The sequence below is a fragment of the Vibrio sp. KUL80 genome (assembly GCF_059725495.1).
Map to the genome: position 1 here is coordinate 1528947 of NZ_AP045842.1, position 26449 is coordinate 1555395.

Here is a 26449-nt window from a genome sequence, read left to right on the forward strand (position 1 = left end):
TCTTTTTTAACGAACGAGAGCTCGTTGTCGATGACGTGGTTTCAATTTAGGTCGTGAGTTGCTCAGCCCAGAGCTGATGCTGAACGAGTGCCGCCTCATGTTCTGGCGCCATGTAGGGAGAAACGAGGGTCAACATTCTTATCACGCCTTTTCGCAACAAGGCTTGCTCCTCGATACCAGGATCTTGCAGAGCTTGATAATGCGCCCAGTGCAGGCCAACTAGCAACAGGTTGTCTGCCAGAATAGCCCGTTCGGCTTGATTGACTTTAATAACGCCAAGGTCGGACAGTCTCTCCAACATGGTCATAATCAGTCCTTTGAGTCGTCGAACTAGGGCACGAATACGCCGGCCAAGGGCCGGAGAGTCACAATGCAGGTGATCTAGACTTCGGAAGATAAATTTGTAACGCAGGAAATGCTCCATTAGACGGTGTAGAAACCCCCAATAGTGTTCTAAGCTCTCAACGTCATGTAAAAATGCCTGACAATCTTCAGAAAATAACTGATCACATTCGTTGATCAATACCGCAAGAATCTCGTCCTTGCCGTGAAAATGGTAATATAAGTTGCCAGGGCTTATCCCAAGCTCGGTAGCGATCTGCAGGCTAGATATGGGTTCAACCCCGTGCTGATTAAACAGACATCGGCTTGTCTCAATGATCTTGGGCTTGGTCTTCATTCGACCTCCATACATCAGTTAAATTCACGCGGGTAGATTCCTGACTAGGCTGCGTTGACGGCGATTTCCTGCTGGATAAACTCAAATTCGGCTTCGGCAAGACGCTTGATGTCCTTGGCTACGAAATCCCGCAGCGTACCACCAACAAGTGGTAGTGACGACGATACCGAGATGGTGACACGGTTTTCACAGCGCTGATTGTCATCAAAGGCAATAAGTCGCATTTCACCTAGCACTGTCACTGGCACGCCGACAATTTCCACCACCAGATCACAAGAGATGGTGTCGTCGTCCAGCCAATGCCACTGCTCCTGCTGACGAATTTGATTCGAAGCACCAAGCACCGCTTTAAGTACTCCCGGTACCTTAGCTGGAATTTGACGCTCAGTTCGGGTTTTGAATCCATCTTCAGTTTCTGCCAGTTCCAAGATCTGGGTATGGTGTGCTCCGAGGTTTGTGTATTTCTCTTCAATCAGATCGGTCTCGCTGAAAAAGCGGATCACTTCATCTAGGGATGCCGCATAGGCATGGACCAGTTCGATTCGTTTCATTCCCACTCCTTGGTCGTCTGTTATCGGTTTACTCATTATGTTGCTGTTTAACCAACACAAGTTTACAGGTTGATGTCCCGGATAAAACTAGATAGGGTTTGTATTTCGCGCTGTATCTGTTGCTGATTTTCATGAGCAGCCTCAGCTTCAGGCAGATCTGGACGGTATTTTTGATCTAGCTTGTCTGGGTACATGTGAAAATAAGTATTCATGATTAGCTCACCCAGTTTTGGGAATAGCCCGTGTACCAATGCACCGAACAAACCTAACCGAGTTGCGACGCGCTTCGGTCGCTCGACTACAGCTTTAACAATCATCTCAGCTGCCTCTTCAGGGCTGAGGGTTGAAACGGAACGATAGGTTTCAACTGGCTCAAGCATTGGAGTGTCAACCAAAGGCATATGGACCGTCGTCATGTGCACGTTGTAATCAATGAGCTCGGGAGCCGCACAACGGGTGAAGCTTTCCAAAGCCCCTTTAGATGCTGCATAAGCCGCAAAGCGCGGTGGATTGGTCAGCACTGAAATGGAAGATATATTGATAATATGGCCACCGCTATTGGCGATCATACCCGGTAAACAACCGTTGATAAGCCTGAGTGCGCCAAAATAGTTTATCTGCATTAGCCGCTCATAATCGTGGAACCGGTTTAGCGAGTTTATTACTGGGCGGCGGATAGAATGGCCTGCATTGTTAATCAATACATCGACTTTGCCGAACTGTTGACTAATCATTTGCATCGTGACATCCACGGCTTCAAGATCGGCTATGTCGCAATAGTAGGCCGCCGCGTTGCCGCCGAGCTCTTCGACTTCGCGAACTGTTTCCTGCAGTCTATGGGGGTTACGCGCCACCAGTAACAACTGCCCCTCTGCCTTTGCTAGCTTGAGGGCTGTCGCCTTACCTATGCCCGATGAGGCGCCTGTGATCATTACCGTTTTACCCTTTAGTCGTGCCTTTAGGCTGCGTGCTAGGTGCAGGTCAGGGTCTAGGTTTCGCTCCCAGTAATCCCAAATTGTTGGCGCGTAATCCTCGAGCCTAGGACAGGTGATATCACTGCCCGCTAGGGCCCGCTGGGTGTTGCGGCAGTCAAACAGCGTTGGTGTAGTAAAGAACGCCAACACAGCTGGTGGGATCCCAAACTCTTGGCATAGGGAGTGACCCAGGCGCTTTAATATAGGCTGATTACTTAGCTCTTTGCGTAGTGTTTCAGGCAATAGATCTAGGAGACGAAGGTCAACCCGCACTGCCATCCTCGGCGCATGCCCTGCGCGTGCGAAGATGTTTACTATCTCGCCCACCCTGTACGGCTCAGGATCGGTTAGATGGAAACACTGGCCGTCTAAGTCTGGCTGATGAGAAATATGATCCATGGCATCGGTGACAAAATCGACCGGCACCAGATTCAAACGTCCCCCTTCAAGCCCCAACATAGGCATCCATTGCGGTAACAAGTCACGTACTTTTTGAATTAACTTAAAGAAATAGTAAGGACCGTCGATACGCATGGCTGCGCCGGTTTTAGAGTCTCCGATCACCACTCCCGGTCGATAAATTTTCCATGGAATTTCAAGCTGCTCACGCACCAGTGCCTCGGATGCCAGTTTACTGGTTAGGTAATTGTGGCCCTCTGGATGAGCTTGTTCGAACATATCTTCGTGGAACCAGCCACGATACTGGCCAGCGACGGCAATTGAGCTAACATGGTGAAAGCAGCCTACATTCAATGCCTCTGCTAACTGAAGCGCATGGCGTGTACCATCGATATTGACATTGTCGATGGTGTCACTGTCTGCTTCGAATGAATAAACGGCTGCCAGATGAAAGAAATGTGTCACTGAGTTATTGAGTTGCTCGATCCACTGAGGAGCGATTCCCAGCTTCTGTTGTGTCAAATCGCCTTGGACAAACACTAAGCGCTCTGTAGGGAACCCATGTTGTTTTGCCGCATTTAAGATCTTAATTTGGCTGTCGTCATTTCGGACCAGAAGGTAAAAGGTTCCGGGTCGTTTGATTAGTCGTTGTAAGAGATTTAAGCCGATAAATCCGCTGGCTCCAGTGATAAAATAGTTCATGTTCATTCCTTGAGCAGCCTTAGAAATTAAGTAAACCATGCCAATTGCGCTGGTAAAGTTGATTTTCCTTTGCTTTTCAAGCATAGCAATCTGGTAAGACCACTGGTTGTTAACTGGTGCACATAAATGACAGAAACTAGATGCTTAAGTTGGTAATTTGTGAAATGGGATGTGGGGACAGAGGGTTTTGGCGTGAGTTACTCCAATGGTGTGGCTAGTTATTGGGTTATTTTGCTAGCTCGCGTTCAATCGCATTTACTACTTTTCGGGCGTCGGGCTTGGTCGTCGATGAAAACCAGTCAACCAGTTGACCATTTTTGTTGATAAGGAGTTTGTGAAAGTTCCAACGAGGTTTACCTAGTAAACCCACCTGCTGTGTGGCCCAAGCATAGAAAGGATGCAAACCTTTACCTGTGACCTTGGTCTTAGCGGTCAGTGGGAAAGTCACCCCGAAGTTAAGTTCACAGAAGCTGTTTATACTGGCGTTGGAGGCTGTTTCCTGACCACCAAAGTCATTACTCGGAACCCCGACTATCACTAACCCGAGGTCACGATATTTTTCCCACAAGGCCTGTAATTGCATGTACTGCGGGGTAAAACCGCACTCTGAGGCTGTATTGACAACCAAGACGACTTTCCCTTTGTAGTCAGCTAATGACAGTACATCACCTACAATGGTATCGAAACTAAAATCGTGTGCATTTCCGTCGCGACCTTGCCAAGGAACACAGATCAAAGCAGCGAAATATTGGAGTTTACTAAGCATCAAAACGCCTTTCGATCAATCAAGGGCTTGTTAATCGCTCGACCAGCTCGATGTAAGCCTGTTTAGCCTTATCTGGTTGCATGCCCTGCAGGCCTTCCCACGCGACATACTTGGCGCTAGCTTTAAAGTCGAAAAAACCGGGGCGCTTGCCCTGAACATCCCCAGAACTACCTTGCTTGTAGTAGGCGTAAAGTGACAACAGAGTTTCGTCATCAGGTCGTTGCTTCAACGTTTTCACGACTTCGGCTGCCGCTTCGAATTGGGAGGAGAGATCATTCATGGAAAAGTCCTTTTCTCGAGAATTTGAGGATCAACACCAGTGCTGGTTAGACCAGTGTACAGCAACCAGTGCTGACAAAATACCCTAAACACGTGATCTAGCCAGCAAACTAACAAACCTTCCTTAGCATGTTATTCAAGAAACCTAACTGGCCGTCCCATTTCGCGTCAGTTCAATCGCCGTCATCAATTTCTCAGAAATCAGCCCTTTCTTGTTTGTGTTAAAGTCAAACATCACTATGGTTGCCGTGCCCGTCGTCGTTACTTTACCAAGCTTGTGACTGACAATCTGATACTCCATTGTGAATCGGTCTTCTTTGACATGGGTAATACGAGAGCCAACCAGTAGGGTATCGGGATAGGTGACGGGCAGTTTATAGCGGCAGTAGGTGTCGCCGAGTACGGGGCCAACATTGGTGACAGCCATATCTTCCATTAAACTAATATGGCGGAAATAGTCGAGGCGTGCGGTTTCAAAATAGCGGAAGTAGACCGCGTTGTTGACATGATTAAGAGCGTCCATTTCCCCCCAAGCGACGGGGATTTCTGTAATGACCGGAAAACCTTCAAGCAATGATTCCATTTGTTATTATCCTTGTTGTGTTGGGCTTTTACTCTATTTGGTTTTTAACAAGCTTGCAACAACCTAGGAGGAGTACATCAAGAAGATTGACGGTTGTAGCTATTTCAACGGCAACTTACTCAAACACTTACGACACAAACATGTCGCCGATTTTTGCAAACTTGAGGTATCACGCTTTTCTATCTCGAAACACCAGCAAGATGACTTTCCTGCTGAGATATCACAATAGGCGGGTTCACCACATTGCTGGCATTGGTGCGTGGATTGCTCCCCGGAGAGTTGATCTACCTTGTCTTGACGCTGCTCGTTATCCATAAAACGCCACTGCGAAAGTTCATCTATGGTTCGATGGCATCCACTGCAGATCCCGCCTTCATTTTTACAGGCAGCGCGGCATGGAGTGACGATAACAACTTGTTGGGACATGAACAGCAATCTCAATTGGGCTTAAAAAATAAGGCTCCCATTATTGATTAGGGAGCCTTGCATATCCAGTGTTAGTGGGCGTTTTTTAACGCTTACTTAACTTTCCAGTTTACTGTTTCGCCGCCACGAATTGGCACAACGATGTCGCTACCAAATGGCATAGTTTCTGGTACGTTCCACTCTGATTTTTCAAGCGTGATAGTGTCTGTGTTACGAGGTAGACAGTAAAAGTCAGGGCCGTTGTGGCTTGCGAAACCTTCTAGGTTCTCTAGCTTGCCTTCTTGCTCAAAGACTTCTGCGTAAAGCTCAACCGCCGCGTGTGCGGTGTATGAACCCGCACAACCACAAGCGGCTTCTTTCTTGCCTTTTGCGTGTGGCGCTGAGTCTGTACCAAGGAAGAACTTCTTGCTGCCACTGGTTGCTGCTTCGATAAGCGCTTGCTGGTGGGTACCACGCTTAAGGATTGGTAGGCAGTAGAAGTGTGGCTTGATACCGCCAACTAACATGTGGTTGCGGTTGTAAAGAAGGTGATGCGCCGTGATAGTCGCTGCCACATTCTCATTCGCGTTCTTAACAAAGTTCGCCGCATCTGCCGTTGTGATGTGCTCTAAAACAATCTTAAGGTTCGGGAAGTCATTCACGATAGGAGCAAGAACCGTGTCTAGGAACTCTTTCTCACGGTCGAAGATATCAACTTCGTGAGTGGTTACTTCACCGTGAACCAGTAGAAGCATGCCCACTTCTTCCATCGCTTCTAGGACGTGGTAGATGTTCTTTGCCGACGTTACGCCAGAATCAGAGTTTGTTGTTGCGCCCGCAGGATAGAGTTTTGCGGCGACTACTGCACCAGATGCTTTTGCTTTGCGAATCTCATCTGGAGTGGTGTTGTCAGTCAGATAAAGGGCCATCAAAGGCTCAAACTGCTCAGAAGGCTCCTCAGCCATGATGCGCTCTTTGTACGCTAGCGCCATTTCGGTATCGATGACAGGTGGGATAGTGTTTGGCATGATCAGTGCGCGACCATTGTAGCGGCTGATATCGCGAACAGTATCTTTAAGAACGTCGCCGTCACGAAGGTGTACGTGCCAGTCGTCAGGACGAGTAATAGTCAATGTAGTCATTTGGGCTCCCACCAAGTTAGATTCTTCTTGAAACGGAGCCTAAACAGCAGCGAAAAGTGTGAATGCAATCGCTTACGTTTAGGCGACAGGATGATAGAGGAAAACGAGTAAGATTTCACTATGTTTCTGGGACATTGAGAAAAAAGACGTTACCATTGAGCACAAAACTAGGAAGACAAAAATAAAAGGGCTCAGTCGTGTCAAAATCTCCTCTGCTTTCCCAAATCAATATTTATCCTGTTAAATCCGTTGGCGGAATTTCTCTCTCTTCTTCTTGGGTAGAAAAACAAGGCTTGTGTTTTGATCGCCGATTCATGGTAGCGCTCTCAGATGGTGCTATGGTGACTGCGCGTAAGTACCCAAATATGGTCAAGGTGGCTTCGAGTCTGCTGCCGACCGGTATCATCTTTACCTACCCAGGTATGGCTCCGTTGAAGCTGGAATACAGCAGCTTCAAGTTACAAGAAACGCCAGCGACGGTGTGGAACGATAACTTCGCGGCTTATACCACGACCGATGAAGCGGACGATTGGTTTAGCCAAGTCCTTGAGCAGCGTGTCGAGTTGCTTTTTACTGGTGAGCAATCTAATCGTGTTCGCGAGAAGCTAGGTCATAACGTTAGCTTTGCTGATGGCTATCCACTACTTATTATCAGCCAAGGATCGTTAGATGAGCTTAATCGTCGCAGTAGTGAAACGCATTCTATGGAGCAGTTTCGAACCAACTTAGTGGTGGGCTCGGATGAACCATTTATTGAGGACTCTTGGAAGCGCATTAAAATTGGTGAGGTAGAGTTTGAAGCAGTAAAACCTTGTGAGCGCTGTATTTTGACAACGGTTGATGTGGATAAAGGCGAGTTCCGCGAAAGCAAAGAGCCGTTAAAAACCTTTTCTCGTTTCCGCGCTAATGAACGGGGTGGCGTATTCTTCGGTCAGAACTTAGTGGCCAAAAACGAAGGTATGATACGCGCGGGCGATGAAATTGAGGTGCTTGAGTATAAAGATAAAGAGTTCTACGAGGATCTCGATGCTCAGAAACAGGAGTTTGTCTGCGTAGAACGTGAACATGTCGCGCGTAACTTTGAGACTTTCTGGCTCGAGCCACAAAAAGGAGCGATGCCAACCTATAAAGCCGGTCAGCATCTTCCGATTGAACTTGATATCGATGGCCAGACCGTTAAGCGCTTATATACCCTATCATCGAGTCCATCCCGTCCAGGACGTCTGTCTATTTCGGTCAAACGAATCGATGGCGGCAGTGTCTCAAATTGGTTGTTCGACAATTTTCAAGTGGGCGACACTCTAACCGCCGATCTACCAAACGGTAGCTTCCATATGGCGAATGAGGATCACGAACCGTTACTACTGCTTTCTGCGGGTAGCGGTGTTACGCCAATGATGTCAATGCTGCGTGATCTTTCAGATAGGGACGCAGTGAACAACGTGGTGTTTTTCCATCAATGTTCGACTATTGATGATATCCCATTTGCTGATGAACTTAAGTTACTCGAGAATAAACACGACCAACTGACAGTGATGATCTCACTGACTCAGCCGAGTGAAGATTGGGAAGGCCTGAAAGGGCGCTTTAGTCTCTCTCACCTAAAGCTCATCTCAGATTTGAATCAACGACAAGTGTTCGTGTGCGGGCCTGATGGCTTCATGCAGAAGGCGAAAAACTTGATGATGAAAAAGGGTCTGACTGAAGATCATTATCATCAAGAGGCATTTGGTGTTGCGACAGCAACCGAAGAGCAAGTCAAAGCGGTGCAAATTAGCGTTGATGGAAATGTGTTTGAAGGCAACAATAAGAAAACTCTGTTAGAGCAGGCAGAGGACGCTGGACTTTCGATTGCACACAGTTGTCGAGCGGGTTTTTGTGGCGCATGCAAAGTGACGGTGGAGTCAGGATTGGTGCATCAGCCAGATGTTCCTGCAATACAAGAGTCGGAGATAGCGGAAGGTAAGGTGTTGGCGTGTTGCTCAGTGCCGAAAACGGATGTGGAACTCGTCAGTTAATTAAACTTTGTGGGTGCCAGTGTCCAACTGGCACCAGCTTTGTTTACATGCTTATTTTGAAGCACTCACGATACGTTGATGCAATGAGTCTTTTAAAGCCGCTCTGTCGTGCTTAAGTTGATGCATTTCGGTATCTTCGATGGGTGAACCATTCAGTTCCAACACACGAATTTCTTTATCCAGAGCATTGTAGTTTTTAGTGTCTGCAGCAAAGCCTTGATCGCTTTTCGTGAGCGCTAAAATCGTTTCTTGATGTTCTGGAAATTCCTTAAGAAGAGAGTGATCTTCGCCTAACATAGCAACCCCTTTTATCGGTGAACAATAGTTTTAGCTTGGGCATGAGCTCAAGTGACTTGAAGCGTTTGCACGCGAGTTATCACTTGTGCCTCTATAACAATGGCACAAGTTTTAGCCGATTAAAAGTTGACCGATGGCAAGATCTGATTTCAGAGAAGTAAATCACAAGGTATAAAAAAGCCAGCAAATTTTTGCTGGCTTTAAGAGCTTGATCAAGCTGAATTAATCGTAGATTGTTGGAATCGCTTCGCGCTTGTGCTGCGTCGCTTTGTAGATAGCCACCAGCTTGTCAGACACCTCTTGAGATACTGGTTTGCCCTCTAGGAAGTCGTCAATCTGCTCGTAAGTCAGATTCAGTGCATCTTCATCCGCTTTTTGTGGATCAAGTTCCTCTAAGTCAGCGGTTGGTGTTTTCTTCACAAGTAGCTCAGGAGCCCCAAGTGTCGCCGCTACTTCGCGTACTTGACGCTTGCTTAGGCCGAACAAAGGTGCCAAGTCACAAGCACCATCACCAAATTTGGTGTAAAAACCTGTGATGTTTTCAGCAGAATGGTCAGTACCAAGCACTAGGCCACCCACGTAGCCGGCGATTTCATACTGTGCGACCATGCGAGCGCGAGCTTTAACGTTGCCTTTTACAAAGTCTAACTTTGCCGCTTCTGTTGGTAGTAGACCCGTTCCCTCTAGTGCAACGTGAGACGCAGCATGCAGACCATCAACGCCAGCCTTGATGTTTACAGATACCGAGTGAGTTGGTTCGATAAAAGAGAGTGCTAGTTGAGCTTCGTCTTCATCTTTTTGTTCACCGTATGGCAGACGCACCGCGATAAACTGGTAGTCGTTTGTACCGCTTTCTTCATTGAGTTGATTAACAGCGAGTTGCGCGAGACGGCCACAGGTTGTTGAGTCCACACCACCACTGATTCCCAGAACGACAGACTTGCATCCAGACTGCTGCAATTTATTCTTGATAAAAGCAACACGGCGTTCGATTTCAAAATGTGGGTCGATAGACGGAAGCACGCGCATCTCGTCTCGAATAAGTTGTTCCATGTGGGATCCCTTTTCCTGCAAGCAAAAATGTTTTCTTGTATGATACCTACGAAAATCACTGAAAAAAAGTTACAGTGACACTCAATCTATGCATAGATACGATTTATTGAGATACATATGACAAAAATAGCGATATTTGGTAGTGCCTTTAACCCACCTAGCTTAGGGCACAAGAGTGTTATTAACTCCCTTAGCCATTTCGACAAAGTATTGCTGGTACCAAGTATCTCTCATGCATGGGGCAAGAGTATGCTGGATTACAATGTTCGCTGCCAACTCGTTGATATGTTTATTGATGACCTAGAGCAGAGCAATGTAGAGCGCTCAGATATCGAAGAAGCCTTGTATCAGCCCAACACTTCAGTCACGACTTTTGCTGTTTTAGAAGCACTAGAGAAACGTTATCCAGACGCCGAGCTTACCTTCGTTTTGGGGCCGGATAATTTGTTCAGTTTCGAAAAGTTTTATAATGCACAGAAAATAGTCGAACGTTGGTCGCTATTAGCATGCCCAGAGAAAGTCAAAGTCAGGTCAACAACAATTCGTTACAGTTTGTCCCAAGGTTTGAATGTAGATCACCTAACGACAGTAAGTGTCGCTAAACATTTGGTCGCCAATAAGCTATATTGACCATATAATCAAAACGGATAATTTATAAATAAATGAAAGCAACAAGGATTTGTATTGCTTTAGCAGTGGCCGTCAGTAGCCCCATCGCTTACGCATTATGCGAAAGTGACTCGAATAAATCTGTTGTTTTAAAGACGACGGAAGACGAGTCGTTTTGCTCTCTCATTACTAAACCATTCAGTTATATCGGCAATCAGGTGTTTACCTTAGGTGGGTTAATTGAACCTGAGAAACCGACCAATTCGCTGCAAGACTCTTATTGGGATCAATGGCTTCTTACCCAGGAGTCTGAGCCCGTATTGACAGGCAACTATGAAAACAACTTTGTTGGCATTGGGCTGTGGGCACCAGAAGAAATTGCTCGCCGTAAAGATGAAATGTCGATGCAAGAGTGGTTGATGGCTCAGGGACTTCACATTGGTGTAGGCTTTGGTGAAAAGGGCAAGGAGCCAAGGCTGCGCTTGGACTATCGCTGGCATCAAGATTACCAAGGCGACATGATGATGCAGGTTGAAGTGCCATTCTAACGAAGCTGGATGTACGAGATTAAAAAATAGCGAGCCTAGAGCTCGCTATTTTTGTGTCAGCTTTATTAAATTAGTTCTTTATTAAAGTGCTTCACCCAGCAAGGTCGTGGTGAGCTGTTTAAAATGCTCTTGGTTGCCCGAGAATAGCGACTGACAAATCGCCTCGCTCTTTTTACCAGACAATTTTTGCTTCCGTGCTTCTCTGACAAGCAATACCAATGCTAGCTCACCCGTAATCGAGGTAGAGTTTGGTGTCCACGCGGTGATCTCCGCGCTTTCCTTATCTTGCTTTAATACCGGCTTGCACGTTTTAACTTCGTGACGCATTACCTGCAAAAGATCTTTTTTAATCTCAGCGTCATCGGTTTTACTGAGTGAATTTAGTAGCGCAGACATCAGTGTTGAAGGCATTACTTGACCTGCCTGAGTCGGAAATTTGTCCGCCAATCTCACAGAAAACTTCACTGTATTAAACACGCTACCTGGCAGCAAAGTCAGGCTTGATAGGCAGTCAAATGGCAGCCAAAAAGTGTCACCTGCGCTATAAGCGTACTCATTCTTGCCTAGTTTTAGCAGAACTTTTCCTTCCTCTACATGTACTAACTGATTATGTAGCGTCTTCTTACGAGGCGTAATAGTGAGTAATGATGAATGAGTCGTATGAAAGTCGATGGCGTGATTCATGATAGTCTTCGCTGGTTAATCTGCGCGTAGAGTACCTTGAGTCGCGTATGATGCCAACCACAGATCAGACATTTCCATTGGTAATTGCAATAAGAGTAGAAGAAACTGTGGTCTGACCTTAACAAAAATAGACCTAAGGTAGCTGCGGTCTTTTTGGACTAAGCGTAGAATAGTGCAGCTTTTAATTTGATGTAACAGACATGACAACACACAACGACCCATATATTGATATTCGTCCATACAATGACGAAGAGATCCCTGCCGCTATCGACCGTCTGATCAACGACGCCGAATTTATCGACGCGATCCTTCAGCACCGCTTCTCTAACCATGCTCCTTGGTTTAAAGCGGTGATGAGCCCAATTGTAAAAGTGTACTTAAAGTTTAAGTGGGCCAAGCTTGATAGCGTTGAAACCATTCAGCTAGAGGTGAAAAAGTACCTAGAGCAAACTTTGGACGCAACAACAAAAGGTGTTACCTACAAAGGTCTCGATAAACTCGATAAAAATACGTCGTACCTATTCGTGTCTAACCATCGTGATATCGCGATGGATCCTGCATTGGTTAACTACGGCTTGCACGAGAACAATCACAGAACTGTGCGAATCGCCATCGGTGATAACCTACTTAAGAAACCCTGTGCGACAGAGCTAATGCGTCTTAACAAGAGTTTCATTGTTAAGCGCTCTCTAAAGGGGCCGCGTGAAATGATGAAGGCACTTGGTACCTTGTCTTCTTATATCAAGCATTCATTAGATACAGGTAACTCAATCTGGATTGCTCAAAAAGAAGGGCGTGCTAAAGACGGTAATGACTTTACCGATCCAGCGATTTTGAAGATGTTTCATGTAGAAGGTCGCAAACAGAAGGCTCCGTTTGCAGAGTATATTCGTTCACTGAAAATCGTACCTGTCTCTATCTCATACGAAAACGACCCGTGTGATATTGCAAAAGCGAAAGAGCTTTATGAAAAAGCGACTCACGGCAACTATGAGAAAGGCGAGTTTGAAGATATTGAAAGTATCGTTCAAGGCATTGTTGGCCGAAAAGATCGCGTACAAGTGGTGTTTGGTGATGTCATTGACCAAGATTTTGAAACGCCAGAAGCACTGGCTGAAGAAATCGACCGTCAGATCCATGAGCATTACACCTTGTTCCCGATTAATAAGCTTGCTGCTGGCTTAGAAGATGACACTATCTCAGAAGCAACTCGCGTCATGCTGAAAGAGAAACTGGATTTGCTACCAGAAGGTGCTCATCAATATTTGATAGATAGTTATGCGAACCCTGTGAAGAATATTCTTCTTGAGCAAGAAAAACTGTCAGCATAGAAGCAAACAAGTTTTCGCAAAGCCGCCTTTATTGGCGGCTTAATTATATGGTCCGCCTCACTCTTAAGCCCCTACGCTTAGAGTAGGCTCTCAGAACGAGGTGAACCATATGTCTACCATCCACATTTTAGGTATCGATTTAGGTAAGCACTGCTTTCATGCAGTAGGTAATAATTATTCTGGCAAGGAAGTTATTCGCCGTAAGTTTAATCGAAGCCAACTCCTGCGTTTCTTATCCTCACTCGAACACACAACGATTGCTTTCGAAGCCTGCGGTGGTGCTCACTGGCTCGCAAGAAAGTGCCAAGCCTTTGGGCATCGAGTTCGTCTCATCCCACCTCAATATGTAAAGCCTTACGTCAAAGGCAATAAGAATGACTTCATCGACGCAGCTGCGATAGCCGAAGCCGCCAGTCGACCAACCATGAGATTTGTCTCGGTTAAATCAGAAGAAGCTCAAGTTATTTCTGCTATTCATCGTGTACGAGAAGGCTATGTGAAAGAACGAACCGCATGTATGAGTCGTATTGGTGCATTGCTACTCGAATTTGGACTCAGCTTCCCTAGAGGGCATGCGAAGATGAAAACACTGTTTCAATGGTTAGCGGAACAAGATGTTGAGTTGCCACAAAGTCTTATTGCTGAACTTCTCTCGATTCATGAACACTACAAGTACTTAAATGACCGAGTCTCTGAGCAAGACCAAAAGTTGAAAAGCATCGCTATAAGTAATGAAAGCGCAGAGTTGCTGAAGACCATCCCAGGGGTCGGTGATTTAACGGCAACGTTGTGCGTAGCGAACATCAGTTCCGCTTCTAATTTCGATGGAGGGCGAGAGATGGCAGCATGGCTTGGGTTAGTTCCTAGACAATTCTCAACAGGGGGAAAGTCTAAGCTGTTAGGCATGAGTAAACGAGGGAATAAACACCTAAGGACTCTATTTATTCATGGCGCTCGGGCCGTACTTTCTAGGATAGAAACAACAGGAAAGGTGTTTGGAGATTGGTTAGTGAATCTTCGAGCAACGAAACCTTTTAATGTGGTTTTAGTAGCACTTGCCAACAAGCTGGCGAGAATAGCTTGGGCGGTGTTGTATCACCGCCAAGCTTTTCAGGCTGCATAGCCATAACCAAGTTTGCAACGCCAATGAACGTGATGACAAAAACGGTCAATCGGCCAGATTAGTAACCTGTCACAAAAAATAGCATTTAATGCTTTCGGCTTTTTTAAGGATAATCTGGCGCGGATATCATCGTGGAGCGGGGAAGTTAGTGTTCCCAACGTGGACTCCGAATACATATATGGTCTCCCCCATTTGCGCAAGCAGCATTTCGATGATAGGGACAGGTTAGCGGTCATATATTCGGTCTCTCATATTGAAGCTATAACTTCGGACCTTGATGAATCATTCGCACGTACCATCCTACTAATCATTAGCTCGGACTTAATATCCGATGTATTCGTCAGGTTTTGGGTACGTCGGTTTGACCTGTGTCTCATCTTAAATGCTAATCACACAAATTTGGTGATATTAAAAATTTCAGATTAAAGAGTTAGCAACCTGCTAACTTTTCGATTGGTTTATACTCCTGTTTCTTAGTCACAATTACCCACGCCATCCGTAACATTTTGTTCGCGAACGCAATAACAGCTCGATTAAAGCCTCTTTGCTCAACCAAGCGGTTAATCCAGATACTAAGCTTATCGGTCTTCTTCTTAGCATGAGCAACTACAGCTCTTGCACCGTTAACAACTAAAGAGCGGAGGTGGGAGTCACCCCTTTTACTAATACCCAGTAAGACATTTTTTCCTCCAGTGCTGTTTTGACGGGGGATTAATCCTAAAGCTGCCGCAGCATCTCTGCCGCGCTTAAACTGATACCCATCTCCCATCCAAGAGGTTAAGGAAATACTTACGATAGAACCGACACCAGGCATTGTAATTAAACGCTGACAAGTATCATTCGATTTAACAGTGGCTTCTATATAATCCTGATACGCACTCAGTTCTTTCTCGATATCAAGCAATCGCAAATATTGACGGTTAAGAAATTGGCGAAACACATTAGTCAACTCATTTTCAGCATCTTCTAGTATTCTGGGGACTTCTTTTTTAACCGTAGAGGCTCGCTGGGCTATGACGATACCGTATTCACTCAAAAGCCCACGGATATGGTTAATTAGCCTGGTTCGTTCGACATTTAAAAGTCGGCGCATATGAAGGATGCTTTGCTGATCCTGTTGTTCAATTGATTTTATCGCGACCGTTCGCATAGCTCCGTGTTGCGAGGCTTCAGCTATCGCTTGAGCATCGTTGTAATCATTTTTTTGACCACGTAAATAACCTTTAACATGCTGAGGCGGCAAAAGTTGAACATCATGACCAAGTTTTCTAATCTCACGCCCCCAGTAATGGGCTGAGGAGCAAGCTTCCATAGCAACGACTGACAGATCTAGGTTTGCCAAGTATGGTAGTACCTGGTTTCTGCTTAACTTCTTTCGGGTTACCCGCTTTCCATGCTCGTTCAAAACCACAAAGAAGAAACTATTTTTTGCTAAATCGAGGCCTATTGTTTTACGCTTAATCATGGTCTTCCCCTTATTTCCGATAAAATAGAACTAGTTCTATTTTGGCGCAATATGACGCCGTTAGTGGGAGGGGGAGACCATTTCATCATTAGCGCAAACCAACTCCGTTATTACTAAATTGTAGTTGCAATAACGGGGCGGACCATACATTTTTGTGCTTGGCGCACGGCTTTGGGAACTAGCGAGAAAGTTCGCTGAGTTGACCAGGAGCAACTAGACTCTAAATAAGTATAAGGATTCGATAGAAATCAAACACTTCACCGAATAGGATCAAGGATGACATACCCAGAGCCACTACCGCACGGAGAACTGACTCAGGTTCTCGATAATATTTATCTCGTGACAGGCTCTGTTGCGATGAAAGTCCCACACCCCAAGTGGGGGCCACTAACGATGACGTTTAGCCGTAATATGCTTGTTATCAAGCAGGGCGGCGACCTAATCTTGATCAACTCTGTTCGGTTAAATGACAAAGGTATTGCTCAGCTCGACGAACTTGGTGACGTCAAACATGTGATCAGGCTTGCTGCATTTCATGGCTTCGATGATCCTTATTACAAGGAAACCTTTGGTGCTACGCTATGGTCGGTCGATTCACCCTATGTAAGAGGCTTTAATAAATCGTCGACGAGTCATCAATACTATAAAGCAGACAGGCTCCTCAAAGAGGGTTCAACGCTTCCAATTGATGGTGCGACTTACTTTGAGTTTTCTTCGTGCACACCAAAAGAGGGACTCATTCTTTTGGAGCGAGACGAGGGGGTGCTTATCTCTGGGGATAGCATGCAAAACTGGCCAAAAACCGACAAGTACTTTAACTGGGTCGCTAAAATGATGATGCCACGTATGGGATTTATTGGTCCGTGTCGATTTGGAGTAGGTTGGCTCGATCTAGCAAAACCAGACAAAAAAGAGCTTATTGAGAAGGCATCACTGAACTATTCCACACTGCTACCTGCCCACGGCAATCCGGTATTTGCTAAAGCACGAGAACGCTTTATTGAGTCTGCCCATAAAATCCAAGAATAGTATTCTCGATTGATGTGTTTCAAAAAGTAAATAACGCGATAGCGTATAGTGTGCGCCTGCGACTCACCTACTTACTTACACAATGAAAGGATCTTTGATGCGAAATGGCGTTGGCTTTGTACTAGGATTTACCGCTTTGATTTCTGGCTGCAGTAGTTCTATTCCGGTTGAAGAACGTCAGCCTATGAGAGAGGAAATAGATGCCTCTACCGTACAAATTGTGAATCGCTTAAGTGAACTCTACCCAGAGCTGGCTGAGCAGCTCGCCTATGCGCAAGGGTATGCCGCTATTTCTATGTCTAACATCAAAGTGCCCATTCTTGGCGCTGGAATGGGTGTCGGCCTACTTGGACAGCAAACTGACCATTACTGGCAAGCAAGCAATTCCGGGAAGCTCATAACAAAACTTATCTGAGTCATGAGAAAATCTCGTAATTAACTTACTAAAAATATTTGACCTTGCTCACAAGTTGAGTAAAATTCGCTCTGTCTTTTGAAATGTAATTACATAAGGTAGAGAAGAATGAACTCAGCACTTCTATCAACATTGGACACTGAAAAATCAAACGCAGAAGAGAACAACGAAAAAGCGTCAGTATCATCGACCTCGACTGCCGCTGAGATAGCGACCATCCTAGCGATGTTTTTAGCGACTTCAGCAGTGATTTTGTTACTAAGCCTAACTTGGGTAATGTAACCAGCCTTTCATGGATTTGAAGTAAGCGATACTCTCTAAAGCGGCATATGTGAGTATCGCCTATACCTTCCCTTCACCTCTTATGGTTCGACGACAACGTATTTCCCATTGTCGATAGCTAAGAACCAATTCCCTCTTGCTACGAAATATTGTTCACCGCGTTTGTTAACTGCAGTGGCACCTTCAGGTAGTCTCCTTACGATCTTTCCAGGTCGATAGCGACGTTTGGGCGGCTTTTCTACAAAAACATACTTTTCCTTCTCTTGTTTATAGTAGTGTCCGTCGATCAAGGCATACGTAACCCCGGCGATTGCTAGCAGAACCGCGTCATTTGGAAGCCGGTGTTTGGGATAATGATGTATCACGTGCACTTCTTTCTTTTTGTGCTCTTTCCATGGCTTTCCGATGATTTTATGCCAAGGATCTGCAAGGCTAGATGTAGAAAGCAGGCTACACGCAAGTAGTGTAGTTAGGGGAATTTTGATTGTCATGGCTGTCTAGGTTCAATGACTCAATTAGGAAATTGAGCCATTGTTTATTGAAAGGTGCCTGCTTTCGTTAGCCAGAAGTCATTAGCCCGTGTGATTTTGATGGGGGCTAAATGAGAAGCTCGATGCTATTTATCTGGTGTATGACTTGGTTTAATTTCTGCTAAGTAATAGTCGTACAAGGGTCCAATGTTGGGACTACATATTAAGTCCATAGCACCCTTGAGTTGATCGATAGACCAGTCCCACCAACGCATTTCCAACAACTTGCGGACTTGTTCATCAGAAAAGCGTTGTTTGATTACCGTGTTATGGCCCACGACGACGCTGTAGGGTGCAACATGTTTGGTTATCACTGAACGAGAACCGATAACTGCACCGTCACCTATTGTGACTCCTGGCATTATCATAGCTTCGCTTCCTATCCACACATCATTACCAATATGGGTATCGCCTGATCGTTCAAAACCGTCTTTTACTTTGCTACCAAACTCATCGGTAGAAAATGGAAACGCCGATACCCAGTCGATCCTATGACCTTGGTTGCCAGCCATCATGAAGGTAGCGCCTGAAGCAATTGAGCAAAATTTGCCGATAATGAGTTTATCAATATCTTCGTATAAGCCAGATTCCCACGCGGCGCGCGTGGGAGGATCGCCCAGTAGATAACGAACAGCACACTCTTCGAAGTTTTTACCGTGGTAGTAACCAGAGTAATAAGAATACGCTCCCGCTTTTATGTTCGGATTCGTGATGGTGTCTTTAATGACCTGACCTTGTAGCCAATTTGGGAAAGGATTCATTGCCCCGTCCTTTTTGATGATTCCTCACAAAAACTAGCACGGCAACGACCGATACCCAAATCAATTCTTGTCTATCTTTGTCAAGGTCACTAGTTTAATAGATAGAGTGTCAGAAAAAAGGAAGCTCATGACCGAATTTAATATAAGAACCATGACGTTAGATGAAGTGGACATGGCTGTTGAATGGGCAGCGCAAGAAGGGTGGAATCCGGGTCTTAAAGATGCCTATCATTATTACAACGCAGACCCAAATGGATTTTTAGTGGGTGAGCTTAACGGTGAACCAATCGGTTGTATCTCTGTTGTGAAGTATGATGCCAGCTTCGGTTTTCTGGGGTTTTATATTGTTAAACCTGAGTATCGACACCAAGGGTTTGGTCTCCAAATTTGGGACCATGGAATGGCGTATCTGGATGGTTGCAACGTCGCGCTTGATGGTGTTGTTGATCAACAGGAGAATTACAAACGTTCTGGCTTTGCTTTATCACACAGAAATGTTCGATACGAAGGTCAAACGAAGAGTCTGCCTTTTTGAAAGAGACAGCATCACTAAAACAGAAGAGCTAAGCTTTGACTCTATTGAAGACTATCTCGATGCATTCTTTCCTGCCTGTAGGAAGATATTCGATAAAGCCTGGTTGAATCAGTCGGATAGTAGCTCGTTAGCTTACGTCAAAAACGGTGAATTATTAGGGCTAGGTGTGATAAGGGCATGTCGAAGCGGTTTTAAGATTGGTCCTTTGTTTGCTGATAACAAAGGCGTAGCTCATGAGTTGTATGCTGGTTTAGTTTCAAGCGTGTCTAGTGACCAACCGGTTTTTCTTGATGTCCCTGAGGTCAATGAGTTGGCGATTGAACTGGCTAAGACTTACCACATGAAACCTTGTTTTGAAACAGCGAGAATGTATACCAAGCAGCCCCCAAGCATCTCTTTAGACCGCACCTATGGCGTCACTTCCTTTGAGATAGGTTAGCTTTAAAAAGCTCGGCTATGCAGCCGAGCTCTCTCTATTCTCTGTTAGATTATTAACCCAGCGATCGCTGTATACGCGCCAGACCGCTGGAACAACCTTGACGATTTCTTCCGAGGTCATGAGAAGCAGTACGATAGGGAAGGGGAGGTCAAACACCATGGCTCCCATCGCCGTGATTGGCACTGCCCACATCCATTGACAGACAAAATCCATGTTCATGCAGAATTTACTGTCACCACCACTTCGTAGCACACCAATGATCAGGGTAATGTTGATGGTACGCAGCATGATACTCAACGCGACAATAGGAAAGCTGAGCACCATCAGCTCAGTTACATCCGTGGTTAGCCCTCCGTAGAGCGATAAGATCGCGCCTTGGGCGAGTAATAGTGCGCCGCCCAACAATGCACCCAGTGCAATGGAAGACTTAAGTGCCCACCTTGAATACAAGGTACTTTGCGTAAACTGATTAGCACCTAGGCTGTTACCTATCAAGATAGCGGTGGCACTTGATAAACCATGAGCGACAGACAGCCCAATCGATTCAAGTGGTGTAATGACAGCCATCGTGGCTAACTCAGTCTGCCCCATACGACCTAAAATGATGTTGAATGCGAAATTCCCTGCACACCAAATTACGGTGCCACCCATGATGGGGTAGGTGATAGTGACGAACTTTCTAACCATTGTAGGCTGGAGGGCATCGATGACGTTTTGCCAACGCAGAGCCAATACTGGAAAGTATCTATAAATAATGACCAGTACCACTACCAAGCGTATTGAACGTGCGATAACACTGCCAACCCCTGCGCCAATGAGCCCCATTGCAGGCAGTCCGAAATGACCGAATATCAGTATGTAGTTGAGCGCAACATTCAGACCGACTTCAAGTATTGAAACGTAAAGGTTGATGCGGGTTTGACCAATAGAACGCAGCGCAGTATCTGCTGCGATACCAAGGCCTGATAAGCACATAGCAATGCCAAGTAGTTGGACATAGTCACTGGCAAGCGCTAGAACCGTTTCGCTAGGATCAAATAAGCTAGGTAATAGCTGCGGTGTGAAAAAGCACAAAGTGAAACAGAACAAAGCAAGCCCTTGCGTAACGCCAGTTCCGAGCGCAAGGTAGCGCTTTAGCCCCTGCTCATCATTCGCGCCCCAATACTGAGCCAACAGAATCCCCATACCGGATCCTAGCCCCCACACCAAGACGATTGAAAGCCAGAATATACGAGCTCCAATTCCCGCCGCTGCGACTTCTTCCGTCCCTAACTGACTGATCATAAGGCTATCGACAAAGCCAAGGCTACTCATAAGCAGGCTTTGCAGTGCGATGGGTATACCTAATAAAAGGACTTTTCGAATAAAGCTGCTTATAGGCGGTTGTTCCATAGAGTTCTCCCTGCATGTTTATTTTTTAAGCTACTGATTTACCATGGTATATGCAACGAATTACTTTCACGTTAACCGTGATGTGTGTCGCAGAGTGGTCTGGGCGTTATGTCTTGACATCTCGAGCTTAACCTTATGATTTTGCGAAAGACGCATGCTTCAAAACGGTGCTTATGCGAGACATATCTCCAAATTAGTGAAAACAGCGCGTCCTTTGCACCAAGATGCAGCGCACCAAATTGAACTTAGAGCATTTTAATGGTGCGCGAAAAACTAAAACCTTATAAATATCATTGATTTAATCGCTTTCTACTTATGCTTTCTAAATTGGCACTCTTCTTGAAATCACACTGTTGAATAACTATTCACAATAAGGAGATATCCAACATGAACATGACGTTCAAACTCAAGCTTGCAGCTATGGGCGCGTCACTTGCTTTTGCATCAGGTTTTGCGATGGCGGAAGAAGAGACGATCAAGGTCGGCGTACTACATTCACTGTCAGGCACGATGGCGATCAGTGAAACAACACTGAAAGACACGATTTTGATGTTGGTTGAAGAGCAAAATAAGAAAGGCGGTCTATTAGGCAAAAAGCTTGAAGCTGTGGTTGTAGACCCTGCCTCTAACTGGCCTCTGTTTGCTGAGAAAGCGCGTGAACTGATCGAAAAAGAGAAGGTGGACGTGGTATTTGGTGGTTGGACGTCTGTGTCTCGTAAATCGATGCTTCCAGTATTTGAAGAGCTAAACAGCATCCTTTTCTACCCAGTTCAGTATGAAGGCGAAGAGTCTTCGAAAAACGTCTTTTACACAGGTGCTGCGCCAAACCAGCAGGCGGTTCCGGCTGTTGACTACCTAATGAATGAGTTGGAAGTTGAGCGTTGGGTACTAGCAGGTACCGATTATGTTTATCCGCGTACGACCAACAAGATCCTCGAGTCTTACCTGAAGTCGAAAGGGGTGAGCGAGTCAGACATCATGATTAGCTACACGCCGTTTGGACACTCTGATTGGCAGTCTATTGTTTCTGACATCAAGAAGTTTGGTTCAGAAGGTAAGAAAACAGCGGTTGTATCGACCATCAATGGTGACGCAAACGTACCATTTTACAAAGAGCTAGGCGCACAGGGCGTCTCATCTGAAGACATTCCGGTAGTGGCATTCTCGGTTGGTGAAGAAGAGCTATCGGGTATGGATACGTCCGCGTTGGTTGGTCACCTAGCGGCATGGAACTACTTCATGAGTGTTGATACTGAAGCGAACGAAGAGTTTGTTGAAACTTGGCAGAAGTTTATTGCGAGTGAAAAACGCGTAACAAACGATCCAATGGAAGCACACTACATTGGCTTTAACATGTGGACACAAGCCGTTACCAATGCTGGCACTACGGACGCTGAAGAAGTTCAAGATGCGTTGATTGGTGTTTCTGTGCCTAACCTTTCTGGTGGCTACTCTACGATGCTTCCAAACCACCACATCACTAAGCCGGTACTTATCGGTGAAATTCAAGATGATGGTCAGTTTGATGTAGTTTGGGAAACAACCGGTCTTGTGGCTGGTGATGCTTGGTCTAACTACCTTCCTGAGTCATCGAAGCTGTATTCAAGCTGGTCTAAGCCATTCTCATGTGGTGCATTTAACGTTGAAACAGGTAAGTGTTCAGGTAGCGCACAATAATCTCTCACTATTTGGTGCCTCTCCCATTTCCATCTAAATAAGGGCGAGGCGCCTTTTTATTTCTGCCTAAGTTGACGTCAGACTTAAGGCAGCCGAAAGGACGCATTTCATGAAAACCATAATTCACATATTGAAAGTCGTGGTGTTCTTTGTTTTGAGTACTCACTTCGCGTTGGCTAGCGTTAGTGACCGAGGCACATTTGCCCAAGCACTCATCGGAAAAAACAACCCTCAAAAAGAAGAGGCAATGGCTTGGATCGTTGAAAACGAGTCCGAGCTTGTTGCCAAATCGGTATTAACCGCATGGCTTGAAGGCGATCTCTACTATGTCAAAGACAAGAAGAGCGAGCAGTATCAGGCTTTGTACATTTCAGACAACATCAAAAAATCACCCACTGCGAAAAGCGCTTGGGATGATACTACGATGGCCGTTGAGTCCTCACGCCAATTTAGCAAGGTGCGAGTAAACAACAGATTACGCGGTAAGATTCGCCTAGAAATCGCGTCGCTTGGGTTATCGAACCCTGAAGCATCTATTCGTTTGAACGCTGTCACAGCTTTCTTAGGAACTACCGACGATACAGTCATGGAGAGACTTCAGCAGCGAAAGACTGTTGAGCAAGACGAGGATGTTCTTAACATCCTTAACTTAGCATTGGCGATAGACCAATCACTGACAGGTGACACGAGTTCAGATAAGGTTGCTGCGATTGAAACCTTGTCCGGCTACAAGCAGTCTGTCGTTCTGCAGACTCTAAACCAAATTATCGGCAAAGATAAAGACGAGTTAGTCGTAGCCGCTGCTGAGCGAGCGCTTGATAGTTATCAGCAGAGTCAGAAATTTTACTCGGGTGTAGAAACCGTCTTTTTTGGCTTGAGCTTAGGCTCAGTATTAGTACTGGCTGGTATTGGTCTTGCGATTACCTTTGGTGTTATGGGCGTTATCAACATGGCTCACGGTGAGCTTATCATGATTGGGGCTTACACCACTTACGTGATGCAGCAGCTCATGCCAAACAATATCGGTATGGCACTTATCTTATCCATTCCGATGGCGTTTATTGTCTCTGGTTTGGTAGGTATCGCGATTGAACGTAGCGTGATACGTCACCTTTACGGTCGTCCTCTGGAAACCCTACTGGCGACCTTTGGTATCAGTCTTATTTTACAGCAAGCGGTTCGCTCTATTTTCTCTCCTCTTAACCGCTCAGTTAGCACGCCAGACTGGATGTCAGGTGCATTGAACATCAACCCAATGTTGTCGCTCACCTATAACCGTTTATACATCATTCTGTTTTGCATCATGGTTTTTGTTGGCTTGGTGATGGTGTTAAAGAAAACCCCACTCGGTCTTCAAGTTCGCGCTGTCTCTCAAAACAGAGCGATGGCGAGAGCCATGGGTATTCGTTCTGAGCGTGTTGATGCGATGACGTTTGGGTTAGGTTCGGGCGTAGCAGGTGTTGCTGGTGTGGCGTTATCTCAGCTAACCAACGTGGGGCCTAACATGGGACAAGCCTACATTATTGACTCATTTATGGTTGTCGTATTTGGTGGCGTAGGAAACCTATGGGGAACCTTGGTTGCTGGGCTGAGCTTGGGGCTATTCAACAAGATCCTCGAGCCATGGGCGGGTGCTGTTCTTGCCAAGATCTTGGTATTGGTGTTCATCATTTTGTTTATTCAAAAACGCCCTCGTGGACTCTTCCCACAACGTGGCCGTGCGGCAGAAGGTTAAGGAAAACGTATGCAATCAACAATTCAATCTTCTGGACACTCGGCGGGCACACAGTCTAAGTCGTTTGTTCTATCGGCTATGCGTGGAGATAAGGGCGGACAGCTTACGATTTTGGCTATCTTAGCTGCTGTTGTCTTGATACCGCTAGCGAACACACTATTGCCAGCAGGCCACCCACTTCACGTTGAGACGTTTACTATCTCACTGATGGGTAAGTATCTAAGTTATGCGATGCTCGCTCTGGCGGTGGATTTAGTATGGGGTTACCTCGGGATCCTGAGTTTAGGGCATGGCGCTTTCTTTGCGCTTGGTGGCTACGCCATGGGCATGTACCTGATGCGCCAAATCGGTGATAGGGGTGTGTATGGTAACCCAATATTGCCGGACTTTATGGTATTCCTAAATTGGCAGGAGCTTCCTTGGTTCTGGCATGGTTTTGATCAGTTTTGGTTTGCTTGCCTAATGGTCGTTCTGGTACCGGGTGCACTCGCTTATGTATTTGGTTATCTCGCATTTCGTTCGAGAGTGTCAGGGGTGTATTTGTCAATAATGACCCAGGCCTTAACCTACGCCTTAATGCTGGCTTTCTTCCGCAATGAAATGGGTTTTGGTGGTAACAATGGCCTTACCGACTTTAAAGACATTCTCGGCTATAGCCTGCAACAAGATTCGACCAAAATCGCGCTGTTTATGGTGACTGGGGTTGCACTTGTCATCAGCTATATCGTTTGTAGAACGGTTATCAGTAGCAGACTTGGTCGTGTATCTATGGCGATTCGCGATACGGAGTCGAGAACACGCTTCATGGGCTATGACGTTGATGGCATCAAACTATGGATATTCGTACTGTCTGCCGTTATCGCTGGTATTGCTGGTGCGTTGTATGTCCCTCAGGTCGGTATTATTAACCCGGGAGAATTTGCACCACTGAACTCTATTGAGATCGTGGTTTGGGTTGCGCTAGGCGGACGAGCCACCTTGTTTGGCGCAATTGTTGGTGCCTTGGTCATTAACTATGCCAAGAGCTGGTTTACGGTTGAGTTCCCTGAAGTATGGCTGTTTGCGCTGGGCGGTTTGTTTGTACTGTCTACCATGTACTTCCCGAAAGGCTTGATTGGGTTTGTTTCCGAAAAAATCGCGCTACTCAAGAAACGCTCAAAGTCCACACAAGAGTCTGACAAGGAGGCAACCGCATGACGACGTTAAATAGAGCTCAGCAGCTAAAAAGCTCGGTGCAAGAGATCACCAAACGTGATGAGGTGTTCTCGTTTCTCAAACCTGAACAGCATCCTCTTGTCGATACACGTCATAACATTCTGCTCTATGTGGAAGGCGTGAATAAAAGCTTTGACGGCTTTAAAGCGATCAATGATCTCAACCTGTATATCAAGGAAGGGGAGTTACGCTGCATCATTGGACCAAATGGGGCGGGCAAAACCACCATGATGGACATCATCACGGGTAAAACGAAGCCAGATACCGGACAAGTTTGGCTTGGCTCCAACATTAACCTTCTCAAGATGAATGAGTCGGAGATTGCCAACGCAGGCATTGGTCGTAAATTTCAAAAACCAACCGTGATTGAGTGCCTGACCGTTTGGCAAAACTTAGAGTTAGCGATGTCAGGTGTGCGTGGAGTGTGGGGAACCTACACCGCGACATTATCAGGTGAGCAACAAGATAAGCTTGAGTCAGTGCTTGAGTTGATTCATTTGAAAGATAACGCTGCGCTGACCGCGGGTAACCTTTCTCACGGCCAAAAGCAGTGGTTGGAAATCGGCATGTTGCTGATGCAAAACCCTAAATTACTGCTCGTCGATGAACCTGTTGCAGGTATGACCCATCAAGAAATGGACAGAACGTCAGAGCTGCTTAACTCGCTAGCGGGTAAACACTCGGTCGTCGTGGTTGAGCATGATATGGATTTTGTCCGCTCAATCGCGAGTCACGTCACCGTACTTCACCAGGGTCATGTGCTTGCAGAGGGTACGATGGATCAGGTTCAGTCTCATCCTGAGGTCAAACAGGTTTATCTAGGGGAATAGC

General features: G+C 45.9%; 29 protein-coding genes. 14 read left to right on the plus strand and 15 right to left on the minus strand.

Annotated elements, in window-relative coordinates; translation table 11 throughout:
* Positions 1 to 46: 46 nt before the first annotated feature.
* The 8 genes from AC6I8U_RS23360 to pyrC form a co-directional block, all read right to left on the minus strand.
* Positions 47 to 679: a TetR/AcrR family transcriptional regulator gene (locus tag AC6I8U_RS23360; protein ID WP_498018730.1), complete on the minus strand. Its 633-nt coding sequence runs from the start codon at positions 677 to 679 to the stop codon at positions 47 to 49.
* Positions 680 to 723: 44 nt separating this feature from the next.
* Positions 724 to 1266, minus strand: coding sequence for a DUF2505 domain-containing protein (locus tag AC6I8U_RS23365; protein ID WP_498018731.1), 543 nt, complete (start codon positions 1264 to 1266; stop codon positions 724 to 726).
* A 26-nt stretch (positions 1267 to 1292) separates the two neighbouring features.
* Positions 1293 to 3305 carry an SDR family oxidoreductase gene (locus AC6I8U_RS23370; protein ID WP_498018732.1) on the minus strand — a complete coding sequence of 671 codons (2013 nt, stop codon included), beginning with the start codon at positions 3303 to 3305 and terminating at the stop codon, positions 1293 to 1295.
* A 226-nt stretch (positions 3306 to 3531) separates the two neighbouring features.
* Positions 3532 to 4071 (minus strand): glutathione peroxidase, encoded by a 540-nt coding sequence (locus AC6I8U_RS23375; RefSeq protein WP_498018733.1) that lies wholly within the window; start codon positions 4069 to 4071, stop codon positions 3532 to 3534.
* A 19-nt stretch (positions 4072 to 4090) separates the two neighbouring features.
* Positions 4091 to 4351 (minus strand): acyl-CoA-binding protein, encoded by a 261-nt coding sequence (locus AC6I8U_RS23380; protein WP_498018734.1) that lies wholly within the window; start codon positions 4349 to 4351, stop codon positions 4091 to 4093.
* A gap of 144 nt (positions 4352 to 4495) precedes the next feature.
* The gene (locus tag AC6I8U_RS23385; protein ID WP_498018735.1) at positions 4496 to 4933 is read right to left on the minus strand and encodes an acyl-CoA thioesterase; all 438 of its coding nucleotides are present in this window, start codon (positions 4931 to 4933) and stop codon (positions 4496 to 4498) included.
* Between the two features lie 99 nt (positions 4934 to 5032).
* A complete protein-coding gene (locus AC6I8U_RS23390; RefSeq protein ID WP_498019641.1) occupies positions 5033 to 5341 on the minus strand; it encodes a DUF1289 domain-containing protein in 309 nt (102 codons plus the stop codon).
* A 110-nt stretch (positions 5342 to 5451) separates the two neighbouring features.
* A complete protein-coding gene (pyrC, locus tag AC6I8U_RS23395; RefSeq protein WP_498018736.1) occupies positions 5452 to 6480 on the minus strand; it encodes a dihydroorotase in 1029 nt (342 codons plus the stop codon).
* 197 nt (positions 6481 to 6677) lie between these two features.
* On the opposite strand from pyrC, the gene AC6I8U_RS23400 reads away from it, so the two are divergent.
* On the plus strand, positions 6678 to 8498 hold the full coding sequence (locus tag AC6I8U_RS23400; RefSeq protein ID WP_498018737.1) for an MOSC N-terminal beta barrel domain-containing protein: 1821 nt from the start codon (positions 6678 to 6680) through the stop codon (positions 8496 to 8498).
* Between the two features lie 51 nt (positions 8499 to 8549).
* Here the strand turns inward: AC6I8U_RS23400 and AC6I8U_RS23405 are convergent, their stop codons facing one another.
* The gene (locus tag AC6I8U_RS23405; protein WP_446568243.1) at positions 8550 to 8795 is read right to left on the minus strand and encodes an HP1242/YdcH family protein; all 246 of its coding nucleotides are present in this window, start codon (positions 8793 to 8795) and stop codon (positions 8550 to 8552) included.
* Between the two features lie 222 nt (positions 8796 to 9017).
* Positions 9018 to 9848 (minus strand): NAD(+) synthase, encoded by an 831-nt coding sequence (gene nadE / locus AC6I8U_RS23410; protein ID WP_128648700.1) that lies wholly within the window; start codon positions 9846 to 9848, stop codon positions 9018 to 9020.
* Positions 9849 to 9965: 117 nt separating this feature from the next.
* On the opposite strand from nadE, the gene AC6I8U_RS23415 reads away from it, so the two are divergent.
* Positions 9966 to 10478 carry a nicotinate-nicotinamide nucleotide adenylyltransferase gene (locus tag AC6I8U_RS23415; protein WP_128648701.1) on the plus strand — a complete coding sequence of 171 codons (513 nt, stop codon included), beginning with the start codon at positions 9966 to 9968 and terminating at the stop codon, positions 10476 to 10478.
* 32 nt (positions 10479 to 10510) lie between these two features.
* Complete coding sequence (locus AC6I8U_RS23420) at positions 10511 to 11005, plus strand: hypothetical protein (RefSeq protein WP_498018738.1); 495 nt, start codon at positions 10511 to 10513, stop codon at positions 11003 to 11005.
* Positions 11006 to 11086: 81 nt separating this feature from the next.
* Here AC6I8U_RS23420 and AC6I8U_RS23425 read toward each other — a convergent pair whose 3' ends face one another.
* The gene (locus AC6I8U_RS23425; protein WP_498018739.1) at positions 11087 to 11689 is read right to left on the minus strand and encodes an AraC family ligand binding domain-containing protein; all 603 of its coding nucleotides are present in this window, start codon (positions 11687 to 11689) and stop codon (positions 11087 to 11089) included.
* A 200-nt stretch (positions 11690 to 11889) separates the two neighbouring features.
* Between AC6I8U_RS23425 and AC6I8U_RS23430 the strand changes: the two genes are divergently transcribed.
* Both AC6I8U_RS23430 and AC6I8U_RS23435 read left to right on the plus strand, forming a co-directional pair.
* Entirely contained in the window at positions 11890 to 13020 is a 1131-nt protein-coding gene (locus tag AC6I8U_RS23430; RefSeq protein ID WP_498018740.1) for a 1-acyl-sn-glycerol-3-phosphate acyltransferase, read from the plus strand.
* 109 nt (positions 13021 to 13129) lie between these two features.
* Entirely contained in the window at positions 13130 to 14143 is a 1014-nt protein-coding gene (locus AC6I8U_RS23435) for an IS110 family RNA-guided transposase (protein WP_498017778.1), read from the plus strand.
* A gap of 430 nt (positions 14144 to 14573) precedes the next feature.
* Here AC6I8U_RS23435 and AC6I8U_RS23440 read toward each other — a convergent pair whose 3' ends face one another.
* Entirely contained in the window at positions 14574 to 15608 is a 1035-nt protein-coding gene (locus AC6I8U_RS23440) for an IS110 family RNA-guided transposase (RefSeq protein ID WP_498017721.1), read from the minus strand.
* Between the two features lie 276 nt (positions 15609 to 15884).
* Between AC6I8U_RS23440 and AC6I8U_RS23445 the strand changes: the two genes are divergently transcribed.
* The 3 genes from AC6I8U_RS23445 to AC6I8U_RS23455 all read left to right on the plus strand — a co-directional run bounded on the left by AC6I8U_RS23445 (position 15885) and on the right by AC6I8U_RS23455 (position 17334).
* On the plus strand, positions 15885 to 16637 hold the full coding sequence (locus AC6I8U_RS23445) for an MBL fold metallo-hydrolase (protein WP_498018741.1): 753 nt from the start codon (positions 15885 to 15887) through the stop codon (positions 16635 to 16637).
* 97 nt (positions 16638 to 16734) lie between these two features.
* Entirely contained in the window at positions 16735 to 17052 is a 318-nt protein-coding gene (locus AC6I8U_RS23450; RefSeq protein WP_498018742.1) for a hypothetical protein, read from the plus strand.
* Positions 17053 to 17160: 108 nt separating this feature from the next.
* Positions 17161 to 17334 (plus strand): hypothetical protein, encoded by a 174-nt coding sequence (locus tag AC6I8U_RS23455; RefSeq protein WP_156110927.1) that lies wholly within the window; start codon positions 17161 to 17163, stop codon positions 17332 to 17334.
* Positions 17335 to 17414: 80 nt separating this feature from the next.
* On the opposite strand, the gene AC6I8U_RS23460 is transcribed toward AC6I8U_RS23455, so the two are convergent.
* Entirely contained in the window at positions 17415 to 17825 is a 411-nt protein-coding gene (locus AC6I8U_RS23460; RefSeq protein ID WP_498018743.1) for a DUF6515 family protein, read from the minus strand.
* 125 nt (positions 17826 to 17950) lie between these two features.
* Positions 17951 to 18625 (minus strand): CatB-related O-acetyltransferase, encoded by a 675-nt coding sequence (locus AC6I8U_RS23465; protein WP_498018744.1) that lies wholly within the window; start codon positions 18623 to 18625, stop codon positions 17951 to 17953.
* Positions 18626 to 18752: 127 nt separating this feature from the next.
* Here AC6I8U_RS23465 and AC6I8U_RS23470 point away from each other — a divergent pair, with 127 nt between their 5' ends.
* Together AC6I8U_RS23470 and AC6I8U_RS23475 are read left to right on the plus strand one after the other, a co-directional pair.
* Positions 18753 to 19160 (plus strand): GNAT family N-acetyltransferase, encoded by a 408-nt coding sequence (locus tag AC6I8U_RS23470; protein ID WP_498018745.1) that lies wholly within the window; start codon positions 18753 to 18755, stop codon positions 19158 to 19160.
* Positions 19120 to 19599: a hypothetical protein gene (locus tag AC6I8U_RS23475; protein ID WP_498018746.1), complete on the plus strand. Its 480-nt coding sequence runs from the start codon at positions 19120 to 19122 to the stop codon at positions 19597 to 19599. The genes AC6I8U_RS23470 and AC6I8U_RS23475 overlap by 41 nt, the downstream gene beginning before the upstream one ends.
* A gap of 15 nt (positions 19600 to 19614) precedes the next feature.
* Here the strand turns inward: AC6I8U_RS23475 and AC6I8U_RS23480 are convergent, their stop codons facing one another.
* A complete protein-coding gene (locus AC6I8U_RS23480) occupies positions 19615 to 20991 on the minus strand; it encodes an MATE family efflux transporter (RefSeq protein WP_498018747.1) in 1377 nt (458 codons plus the stop codon).
* Between the two features lie 387 nt (positions 20992 to 21378).
* Here AC6I8U_RS23480 and urtA point away from each other — a divergent pair, with 387 nt between their 5' ends.
* From urtA to urtD, 4 genes are all read left to right on the plus strand, one after another.
* Positions 21379 to 22668: an urea ABC transporter substrate-binding protein gene (gene urtA, locus AC6I8U_RS23485; RefSeq protein ID WP_128648709.1), complete on the plus strand. Its 1290-nt coding sequence runs from the start codon at positions 21379 to 21381 to the stop codon at positions 22666 to 22668.
* Positions 22669 to 22777: 109 nt separating this feature from the next.
* Positions 22778 to 24403 (plus strand): urea ABC transporter permease subunit UrtB, encoded by a 1626-nt coding sequence (urtB, locus tag AC6I8U_RS23490; protein WP_498018748.1) that lies wholly within the window; start codon positions 22778 to 22780, stop codon positions 24401 to 24403.
* A gap of 9 nt (positions 24404 to 24412) precedes the next feature.
* Positions 24413 to 25600: an urea ABC transporter permease subunit UrtC gene (gene urtC / locus AC6I8U_RS23495; RefSeq protein ID WP_498018749.1), complete on the plus strand. Its 1188-nt coding sequence runs from the start codon at positions 24413 to 24415 to the stop codon at positions 25598 to 25600.
* A complete protein-coding gene (urtD, locus tag AC6I8U_RS23500) occupies positions 25597 to 26448 on the plus strand; it encodes an urea ABC transporter ATP-binding protein UrtD (RefSeq protein ID WP_498018750.1) in 852 nt (283 codons plus the stop codon). The genes urtC and urtD overlap by 4 nt, the downstream gene beginning before the upstream one ends.
* Position 26449 lies beyond the last annotated feature (1 nt).

Coding starts and splice junctions, on each gene's coding strand:
- AC6I8U_RS23360 (WP_498018730.1), bottom strand. CDS start 679: ATGAAGACCAAGCCCAAGATCATTGAGACAAGCCGATGTCTGTTTAAT.
- AC6I8U_RS23365 (WP_498018731.1), bottom strand. CDS start 1,266: ATGAGTAAACCGATAACAGACGACCAAGGAGTGGGAATGAAACGAATC.
- AC6I8U_RS23370 (WP_498018732.1), bottom strand. CDS start 3,305: ATGAACTATTTTATCACTGGAGCCAGCGGATTTATCGGCTTAAATCTC.
- AC6I8U_RS23375 (WP_498018733.1), bottom strand. CDS start 4,071: ATGCTTAGTAAACTCCAATATTTCGCTGCTTTGATCTGTGTTCCTTGG.
- AC6I8U_RS23380 (WP_498018734.1), bottom strand. CDS start 4,351: ATGAATGATCTCTCCTCCCAATTCGAAGCGGCAGCCGAAGTCGTGAAA.
- AC6I8U_RS23385 (WP_498018735.1), bottom strand. CDS start 4,933: ATGGAATCATTGCTTGAAGGTTTTCCGGTCATTACAGAAATCCCCGTC.
- pyrC (WP_498018736.1), bottom strand. CDS start 6,480: ATGACTACATTGACTATTACTCGTCCTGACGACTGGCACGTACACCTT.
- AC6I8U_RS23405 (WP_446568243.1), bottom strand. CDS start 8,795: ATGTTAGGCGAAGATCACTCTCTTCTTAAGGAATTTCCAGAACATCAA.
- nadE (WP_128648700.1), bottom strand. CDS start 9,848: ATGGAACAACTTATTCGAGACGAGATGCGCGTGCTTCCGTCTATCGAC.
- AC6I8U_RS23415 (WP_128648701.1), top strand. CDS start 9,966: ATGACAAAAATAGCGATATTTGGTAGTGCCTTTAACCCACCTAGCTTA.
- AC6I8U_RS23420 (WP_498018738.1), top strand. CDS start 10,511: ATGAAAGCAACAAGGATTTGTATTGCTTTAGCAGTGGCCGTCAGTAGC.
- AC6I8U_RS23425 (WP_498018739.1), bottom strand. CDS start 11,689: ATGAATCACGCCATCGACTTTCATACGACTCATTCATCATTACTCACT.
- AC6I8U_RS23430 (WP_498018740.1), top strand. CDS start 11,890: ATGACAACACACAACGACCCATATATTGATATTCGTCCATACAATGAC.
- AC6I8U_RS23435 (WP_498017778.1), top strand. CDS start 13,130: ATGTCTACCATCCACATTTTAGGTATCGATTTAGGTAAGCACTGCTTT.
- AC6I8U_RS23440 (WP_498017721.1), bottom strand. CDS start 15,608: ATGATTAAGCGTAAAACAATAGGCCTCGATTTAGCAAAAAATAGTTTC.
- AC6I8U_RS23445 (WP_498018741.1), top strand. CDS start 15,885: ATGACATACCCAGAGCCACTACCGCACGGAGAACTGACTCAGGTTCTC.
- AC6I8U_RS23450 (WP_498018742.1), top strand. CDS start 16,735: ATGCGAAATGGCGTTGGCTTTGTACTAGGATTTACCGCTTTGATTTCT.
- AC6I8U_RS23455 (WP_156110927.1), top strand. CDS start 17,161: ATGAACTCAGCACTTCTATCAACATTGGACACTGAAAAATCAAACGCA.
- AC6I8U_RS23460 (WP_498018743.1), bottom strand. CDS start 17,825: ATGACAATCAAAATTCCCCTAACTACACTACTTGCGTGTAGCCTGCTT.
- AC6I8U_RS23465 (WP_498018744.1), bottom strand. CDS start 18,625: ATGAATCCTTTCCCAAATTGGCTACAAGGTCAGGTCATTAAAGACACC.
- AC6I8U_RS23470 (WP_498018745.1), top strand. CDS start 18,753: ATGACCGAATTTAATATAAGAACCATGACGTTAGATGAAGTGGACATG.
- AC6I8U_RS23475 (WP_498018746.1), top strand. CDS start 19,120: ATGTTCGATACGAAGGTCAAACGAAGAGTCTGCCTTTTTGAAAGAGAC.
- AC6I8U_RS23480 (WP_498018747.1), bottom strand. CDS start 20,991: ATGGAACAACCGCCTATAAGCAGCTTTATTCGAAAAGTCCTTTTATTA.
- urtA (WP_128648709.1), top strand. CDS start 21,379: ATGAACATGACGTTCAAACTCAAGCTTGCAGCTATGGGCGCGTCACTT.
- urtB (WP_498018748.1), top strand. CDS start 22,778: ATGAAAACCATAATTCACATATTGAAAGTCGTGGTGTTCTTTGTTTTG.
- urtC (WP_498018749.1), top strand. CDS start 24,413: ATGCAATCAACAATTCAATCTTCTGGACACTCGGCGGGCACACAGTCT.
- urtD (WP_498018750.1), top strand. CDS start 25,597: ATGACGACGTTAAATAGAGCTCAGCAGCTAAAAAGCTCGGTGCAAGAG.